The sequence below is a fragment of the Roseivirga sp. UBA1976 genome (genome assembly GCF_002336325.1).
Taxonomy (GTDB): Bacteria; Bacteroidota; Bacteroidia; order Cytophagales; family Cyclobacteriaceae; genus Roseivirga; species Roseivirga thermotolerans.
Genome location: NZ_DDDQ01000047.1, coordinates 1 through 7,156 on the forward strand (window position 1 = coordinate 1; position 7,156 = coordinate 7,156).

General features: G+C 45.5%; 9 protein-coding genes. All 9 read right to left on the minus strand.

Annotated elements, in window-relative coordinates; translation table 11 throughout:
* The coding region (locus B3763_RS05110; RefSeq protein WP_286744379.1) for an efflux RND transporter permease subunit at window positions 1-1,537 on the minus strand (1,537 nt) is incomplete at its 3' end.
* A 106-nt stretch (window positions 1,538-1,643) separates the two neighbouring features.
* On the minus strand, window positions 1,644-2,066 hold the full coding sequence (locus tag B3763_RS05115; RefSeq protein WP_286744382.1) for an HYC_CC_PP family protein: 423 nt from the start codon (window positions 2,064-2,066) through the stop codon (window positions 1,644-1,646).
* Between the two features lie 221 nt (window positions 2,067-2,287).
* A complete protein-coding gene (locus tag B3763_RS05120; RefSeq protein WP_286744385.1) occupies window positions 2,288-3,586 on the minus strand; it encodes a hypothetical protein in 1,299 nt (432 codons plus the stop codon).
* 172 nt (window positions 3,587-3,758) lie between these two features.
* Window positions 3,759-4,139, minus strand: a complete 381-nt coding sequence (locus B3763_RS05125) for a hypothetical protein (protein WP_286744387.1) — start codon at window positions 4,137-4,139, stop codon at window positions 3,759-3,761.
* A 149-nt stretch (window positions 4,140-4,288) separates the two neighbouring features.
* Window positions 4,289-4,501: a GDCCVxC domain-containing (seleno)protein gene (locus tag B3763_RS05130; protein WP_073094976.1), complete on the minus strand. Its 213-nt coding sequence runs from the start codon at window positions 4,499-4,501 to the stop codon at window positions 4,289-4,291.
* Window positions 4,502-5,131, minus strand: a complete 630-nt coding sequence (merTP, locus tag B3763_RS05135; protein WP_286744392.1) for a mercuric transport protein MerTP — start codon at window positions 5,129-5,131, stop codon at window positions 4,502-4,504. It lies immediately after the preceding gene.
* Window positions 5,128-5,496, minus strand: a complete 369-nt coding sequence (locus tag B3763_RS05140; protein WP_084121538.1) for an ArsR/SmtB family transcription factor — start codon at window positions 5,494-5,496, stop codon at window positions 5,128-5,130. The genes merTP and B3763_RS05140 overlap by 4 nt, the downstream gene beginning before the upstream one ends.
* A gap of 74 nt (window positions 5,497-5,570) precedes the next feature.
* Complete coding sequence (locus tag B3763_RS05145; RefSeq protein WP_286744396.1) at window positions 5,571-5,849, minus strand: site-specific integrase; 279 nt, start codon at window positions 5,847-5,849, stop codon at window positions 5,571-5,573.
* A 15-nt stretch (window positions 5,850-5,864) separates the two neighbouring features.
* Window positions 5,865-6,818, minus strand: coding sequence for a site-specific integrase (locus B3763_RS05150; protein WP_286744398.1), 954 nt, complete (start codon window positions 6,816-6,818; stop codon window positions 5,865-5,867).
* Window positions 6,819-7,156: the final 338 nt, after the last annotated feature.

The window sequence follows — 7,156 nt, forward strand, 5'->3', positions numbered from 1 at the left end:
GGGTAAAAATCACGGCCGACACCAGGGCAAAAGTTTTGGTGTAAGCCAATGGCCCGAAAAGTTTGCCTTCGGCCGCTTGAAGTGTAAATACCGGCAGGAAACTGACGATGGTAGTACTAACAGCCGTGATAATGGCTGTAGCTACTTCGGTAGTGGCTTCATAAACGGTTTTTAATTTTGACTGGCCTTCGGGGGCAATTTCCAGGTGCCGGAGAATGTTTTCATTCAGGATAATCCCCAGATCGACCATGGTGCCGATGGCAATAGCGATACCGGAAAGCGCTACGATGTTAGCATCCACTCCAAAGTACTTCATGAATATGAAACACATGAGCACGGCCAATGGCAGCAGGGCGGATATCAGAATGGAAGCCCGCAGGTTGTACACCATCACGATGATGACTATGATAGTAATCAGGATCTGCAGGCTGATGGCTTCATACAATGTGCCGAGGGTCTCATAGATCAGGCCGGTGCGGTCATAAAAGGGGACGATGGTCACTTTGGATACTGTGCCGTCTTCCAGTGTTTTGGACGGAAGGCCATCGGCTATGGTGTTGATTTCTTCCTTTACGGCATTGATTATTTTCAGTGGATTATCACCGTAGCGGGCAATGACCACACCGCCCACTGCTTCGGCTCCTGATTTGTCCAGGATGCCGCTCATGTTTCTTGGTTGGGGGCCAATGTTTACCTTGGCAACATCTTTTACCCGGATCGGGACATTGTCCGTTACTTTTACTACAGCCTTGTCCAGATCAGCCAGCTCTTCTACATAACCCAGGCCTCTTACGAAATAATCCACCCGGTTTACTTCAATGGTGTTGGCTCCCACATCGATATTGCTGTTTCTTACGGCCTGCATCACATCCATGAGGCTAACCCCATGCGCTTTCAGTGCGGCAGGGTCAACATCTACCTGGTATTCTTTGACATAGCCACCTACGGAAGCTACTTCGGCCACACCCTCTACTGCAGTGAGGGCGTAGCGTATGTAATAGTCCTGGATGGTGCGCAGTTCGTGGAGATCCCAACCTCCGGTAGGGTTTCCGTCTTTGTCCCGGCCTTCCAGCGTGTACCAATACACCTGCCCCAGGGCGGTAGCATCAGGGCCAAGTTTTGGCTGCACATCCGGTGGAAGCAAACCTGCCGGTAAAGAGTTGAGTTTTTCCAGCACCCGTGACCGGCTCCAGTAGAACTCAATGTCTTCATTAAAAATGATGTAGATGCTGGAAAAGCCAAAAGCTGAACTACTCCGCACACTTTTTACACCGGGAAGGCCCAGCAAAGCCGTGGTGAGCGGATAGGTGATCTGGTCTTCCACATCCTGTGGAGAACGTCCCATCCATTCAGTGAAAACGATTTGCTGGTTTTCGCCAATGTCCGGGATGGCATCAACCGGAACCGGGTCACGTGGGAGGAAACTTGTCTCCCAGTTAAAAGGAGCAGTGACTATGCCCCAGGCTACAATGAGTAGCAATACGAGAACGGTAACGAGCTTATTCTCGAGAAAGAATTTGATTATGGAATTGAGCATTTTTCATTCAATTTTCTTTAAAACTGGATTGACTTGAGCGCATACAAATGCATGCACTTGTGGCGCAGCATAATGCTATGCCTAGTGAAAGAATTGAATGAAAAGCTTAAATAAGGAAGGATTGAACGAGCACAGGTATGTCACGCTCAATCAGAGGGGGGGAATAATCGTTATACGAATAATAATCAACTGCAGGAGCGCTGAAAAGAAACGATACCACAGCGTAGAGCACTGCGATCATTTGAAAATCAGGAACTGCAACTTTGGTCACTTGCGTAAGATCTTCATGACCCTCAATTACAACAGTCTGGTCTTCACAGCACCCTTTCTTAGTTACTTGCTGGTGTTCACAATCCGGATCATGCTTATCATTGGCACAAGGGGATTTTTGAGTGGCCATTTCGCAGGGCTCAGCCCCGGCAAAAAGTGCAATGCTCTCTAGCTGGCCCATACAGAAATGCATGCCAAAGGTGAAGCTCGTGGAACTGAGCAGCACCAGAATGGCCGATATTTTTCTAAAACGTTGCACTTTGGAGAAGATCTAATGCGAATATACGGAATTTAGTTCAGAATGTTCGATTTTAACGTCAAAAATGACGGTTTGCATTTCAAATACTTTAACATGTGGATGTTTATGCTTTATTTCTATTGGAAAATCATAGTTTGCTGATGCTTATTTTTGGAGTCATTATCTTTTACACAGCAGTAGAAAGAATCCCGTGTGGATGAGTCACCCACACGGGAGTTCCGTCAGAAACTAATCACCGCTTCAACCACGACTCCACTGAACTCAGCCCCGGCAAAACGCCCTGTCCAGGCATTGCCTTCATACTGCTGCTTCATGTACTCAACTTTTGTTAAAACGTTCTTTGAAAGATACCAGCCTCCACCAAAATTGACCCTGCTGATTTCCAAATCTTCTGTGGCACTTTCACGCATCTTGCCACTCACTATATTGTATCTGCCACCAAGATAGAAACGTTCATCAGCTCCAAACCTATACAATACCTCTGCGGCTATTTGTGTGAATGCACCCTCTGTGTCGGCTTGAGGTGTTGTGAATTCATTGCTTCCATCAGCCAGCTCATAAATACCAAAGAACTCCAGGCCTTTGTACTTGATGAATGGGTTAATTTGCAAGGCTGTGAGTTTTGTGAACCTGGCATTGAACTGCCCATCACGAGGGCCACCTTCTGTATTGCCATCCACATCCGGTACTGTAAAAAGCACATTGTAATACCTGGAGCCTCCTCGGTCACCACCATACAGATATGTGCCTGTTGAGGTTCCTTTATTGATGTACCAAGATCCGGTCAATCGTACTCTCAGATCCTCGTTCAGTTGTTTATCGTATCCCAACTTTCCGAAGAAAGAAGGCTTATTGTCCGTATTGTCATTCACCGTTACATTTTGATTGAGCTTACCGTTTGTCAACCCAACCACTACCAATAAGCCATTCTTTTGAACGGTAATCTCTCCGAATGCCTCGGTGGAGAATGCATCCATAAGATAATTCCCCACAAAAGGGTTGAAAATACCTCTCGCATTGTCCGTTCTCCTGAAATGTGCGTCTCCATAGTTGAACTCATCTAACCCTATGGTGATGCTTGTATATTTCATGACTCCCTCCAGAAACCCGGGTTTAACAAAGTCAAGATTATCCACTCTCATGTATCCGCCCTTAACCCATGCTTCGTTGTGTGCTCTGGAAGAAAGATAGGTCCTAAGATGCATGCGAACTCCGTCCAATACCTGGACGTCCAGGTTGAGGTTGGCAGACGGCAAATTGAAGTCTGATCCCAGTTTGGTCAGGTTACCTGCCGTATTGCTTTGCCTAATACCTTGAAACTGCATGGCGAAATCGCCACCAACCCTCACTTTTAATCCATCAAAGATAACTGTATCCTCTTTTGAGGGCTCGAATACATTCAGGCCGTTTTTATCGTTTGGCCTGAAATACTGCAAGCCTCGTTGTTGGGCGTATGTGGTATTGATCACTATCAGTGTCAAGGCAATAAATACCAATTGAATTTTATGAAACGTTTTCATGATTTTAACATTTTGTTGAAAGTCTGATTAAAGAAATTTGATGATAGTTTTGTCAGATAGATCGTGTCTAATGCTGTTCGAATATCCCGGAGCAGTTATATTATACTGAACTATTTCCGACATTGCCCAAGGGTTTCGTAACCCCGGCAACTAACTGATAATCAGATGTCAGCTAAAGAAGAAATGACTGGAACAGGATAGAGCGATACCGCCCTGACCAGCCGGGGGGAGCCTTTTTAGAAGTTGTGTAGTTTCTTGACTCGAAAAATTGTGTAGAAGGCAAATGAAAAGAAGGCTGAGCCAATGCCGCTGTTGAAGAAGCAATGACAGGAATGTCAGAATGAGGTGTCCTGAAATCATCGAGAGAGAAGATGGTTTCCTGATCCTCACAACCATCACAAGGGTTGCTGTGATCGTCACAGCATGGTTCGTGGTGTTTTAGAAAAAGCTCGAAGCTGATCAGTTCGCCCCCGCAAAAGTGCTGAAACACTGCCATCCCTTTTCCAGGGAAGAGCATTGCAATGAGCAGGACGATATATAAATTGCGCTTCATTAGCTTGTTGGTGTAAAATGCCATCCATTGAAGGGGTATCTATTTGTTATCCCCTTCAATATGACTCAAAAGTACGCAACGGTTATTGAGCGCGCTATGACATTGCACATGTCAAAACATGATGTATGTCACATAAAGCATTGTCTACCCTAGCAACATGCTTGATCAGAATCCAATTGTACTGGTGGACAAGGTGCTGAACCATAGCTGCAATACACGCAGCAATCCCCTTCCTTTGGTTTTAGCACCTGGTGGCAGTTTTCACATTCATAGAAATACTGACAGGCGTCAGTCGGCATAGTTTCTTCTTTCTGATGTCCGCAGTTGGGGCAAGTGATGGTAGATTCTAAGATGATTTCCATTTATTTCTCTGTTTTATTGGTCACTGAATATCCGGTTGAGTTGATGGCTTGTTCAATTTCAAGGACGTCCGTTTTGGATTTATCAAATTCTACGATGGCATTGCCCTGGTCGTAGGAGGCGGTTACATTCAGGATGCCGCTGAGCTTATTTACTTCATGCACTACATGCGCTGCGCACCCCTGACAAGTCATGCCTTTGATTTGAAAATTTACGGTCTGAATGTCTGACTTATCAACGATGATCACTTGCTTTTCGGCTTTCGGGTAGAAAATGTGAGCATACAGCGGGAATGTGAGCATCAGGGTAGCAAAAACGGTGACTATCCCCAAAAACTTCTGGGTCTGCCAAAAGCTAGGATATGCATATTCTCCGCCAGGCTCACACGCACATTCTATTTCATCTTTGGCCTTTGGTCTACCATGCCTGCCGGCAGGCAGGAGTTTTTGGTACCAAGCAAACCCCAACACTATAACTGTAATACCGACAAAAATGGGCCGTGCAGGATCCAGCCAGGAGAAAGTGGAGGCAATCCCGCTTGCACCGGCCACTAGTGCAAGCACTGGGGTGATGCAGCAAAGTGAACTTAAGAGTGCAGCCATAATACCGCTAGTTAAAAGAGAATTTTTCATAAGGCAGGAATTGTATTTGGGAGATTAAACAAATCGAGCACTGATGAAATGATTCGCTGACTTTGCTCTTCTACTGAATAGAAGATGGTTTGACCGGATTTTTTGGTCGTCACGATTCCCGCATCCTTCAGTTTTTTTAGATGTTGGGAGACGGCCGGCACGGTCATGCCCAGGATGTCTGACAAGTCACATGGGCAAAGTTCATTTTCCTGTTTCAAGAGGTACAGGATTTTGAGGCGAACCGCATTACCTGCCAGATTCAGTACATCGGCCAGTTCTAAAAAGCTTTCTTCTTTGTTTTTCAAGTCTTCTCTGCAGCGACTGATCTGGATGCTATCTGCAAAGACACGGATACATGTATTCATAGTATTTAAGCAATTGCTTAAACAAAGGTAGGGGATGATAGTTATTTAAGCAAGTACTTAAATACGGAAAAGGGCTACTTTGCCCTTCTCATCAGTTTTGGTGCTGCCAGCCTTTCACGGAGAGCCTGCATATCTTCACTCACTTTCTTCTCCACCACCTTGGCGTAAACCTGAGTAGTGGTGATTTTTGAATGACCCAGCATCTTGCTCACAGTTTCCAAAGGCACACCATTGCAAAGGGTAACAGTGGTAGCAAATGTATGCCTGGCCAGATGAAAGGTGAGGTTCTTTTCAATCCCGCACAGGTCGGCAATTTCTTTCAAGTAAGAGTTCAACTTTTGGTTAGAGATCATTGGAAATACCGATCCTTACTGCAATGCCCTTGGATGGGTCTTATACTTCTCTATTATTTCCCAGGCTTTGGGAAGGATAGGAACCCTTACTGGCTGGTCAGTCTTTTGCCTACAGGTGGAGAGCCAGTATTCTCCGTCTATGCCTATGGTGATGTTGGATGGGGTAAGGTTCATAGCATCGATGTAGGCCAGTCCGGTATAGCAGCTGAATACAAACAGATCCCTTACCCACTGCAGGCGGACAATTTTGAAGTCCTTGTTCTCTACGGCCTCCAGCTCTTCATCATTGAGGAAATCACGATCCACCCGATGGAATTTGAGCTGGTACTTGTCAAATGGATCCCTGCTTACCCATTCCATTTTCACGGCCATTGTCACCATCTTCCGGAACCTCTCCAGATGCTTCATCACTCCATTGTTGCCAAGCGGCTTCTGGTGGTCTTTGGGTTTATAGTTTCGGAGGTAGAATTCAAAATCGGTGATGAATTTATAAGACAGTTCCGAAAGGAACATGTCGGTAGTACCAAAGCGCTCTTTCAAAAATCGATGGATATACTTCTGAGTGGTGAAGTAGTTTTTCATCGTGCCCCACGCCAGTGTATCCCGCATTGTCTGGTTGTGATAATCCACCAGCTTGCATAAGGTGAAGTCCTTTTGGTCTGTACCCAGGAACATACTCTTGATGGCATCAGCAGTGATCAGTCTTTTTTGGACCTGCATCTCCTGGTAGCATTCCATGATACGGGCCTGAACCTCATCCAAATAATGATTGAGCGATTTGATTTCTTCCCGGCTGCCCTTGGCCATGCCTTTGCTGCCATTCCAGTCGCTTGGTTTGATCCAGCGCTTCAATGATATTTCAACTCTGCGGCCATCAACGGTGACCCTGGCATAGATTGGGAGTAGGCCATCTTTGGCCTTGTTCGTTCTTGTGATGAACTGAACTCCGAAGGTGTTTGTAGTTCTCATGACAATTCAGCTTTTGAGTGTTTGTGTTAAAATGATTCCTCTCGTGGTGAACTGCTTCCACAAGGTCACTCAAACAGACCTAAAGCAGTTCAAAATACTCAATGCAACTATCTGTTTTACAGCTATTTGCATCAATCTGGTGAACTAAAATAAACTATTCATTTGGTTCACCGGATAGGTCTCATTTTTGCTGAAATTGTCTAAATCGAACTGATACGTAAAAAATAAAAAAGCCTGCAAATCTTACGATTTGCAGGCTTTTGATATAGGTTGTTAACCTATTTGTCGGGGTGGCAGGATTCGAACCTGCGACCTCCTGCTCCCAAAGCAGGCGCGAT

Excerpts from the sequence above, each read along its gene's own strand:
- B3763_RS05130 (WP_073094976.1), bottom strand. The coding sequence starts at position 4,501 with ATGGAAATCATCTTAGAATCTACCATCACTTGCCCCAACTGCGGACAT.
- B3763_RS05150 (WP_286744398.1), bottom strand. The coding sequence starts at position 6,818 with ATGAGAACTACAAACACCTTCGGAGTTCAGTTCATCACAAGAACGAAC.
- B3763_RS05125 (WP_286744387.1), bottom strand. The coding sequence starts at position 4,139 with ATGAAGCGCAATTTATATATCGTCCTGCTCATTGCAATGCTCTTCCCT.
- B3763_RS05120 (WP_286744385.1), bottom strand. The coding sequence starts at position 3,586 with ATGAAAACGTTTCATAAAATTCAATTGGTATTTATTGCCTTGACACTG.
- merTP (WP_286744392.1), bottom strand. The coding sequence starts at position 5,131 with ATGAAAAATTCTCTTTTAACTAGCGGTATTATGGCTGCACTCTTAAGT.
- B3763_RS05145 (WP_286744396.1), bottom strand. The coding sequence starts at position 5,849 with ATGATCTCTAACCAAAAGTTGAACTCTTACTTGAAAGAAATTGCCGAC.
- B3763_RS05140 (WP_084121538.1), bottom strand. The coding sequence starts at position 5,496 with ATGAATACATGTATCCGTGTCTTTGCAGATAGCATCCAGATCAGTCGC.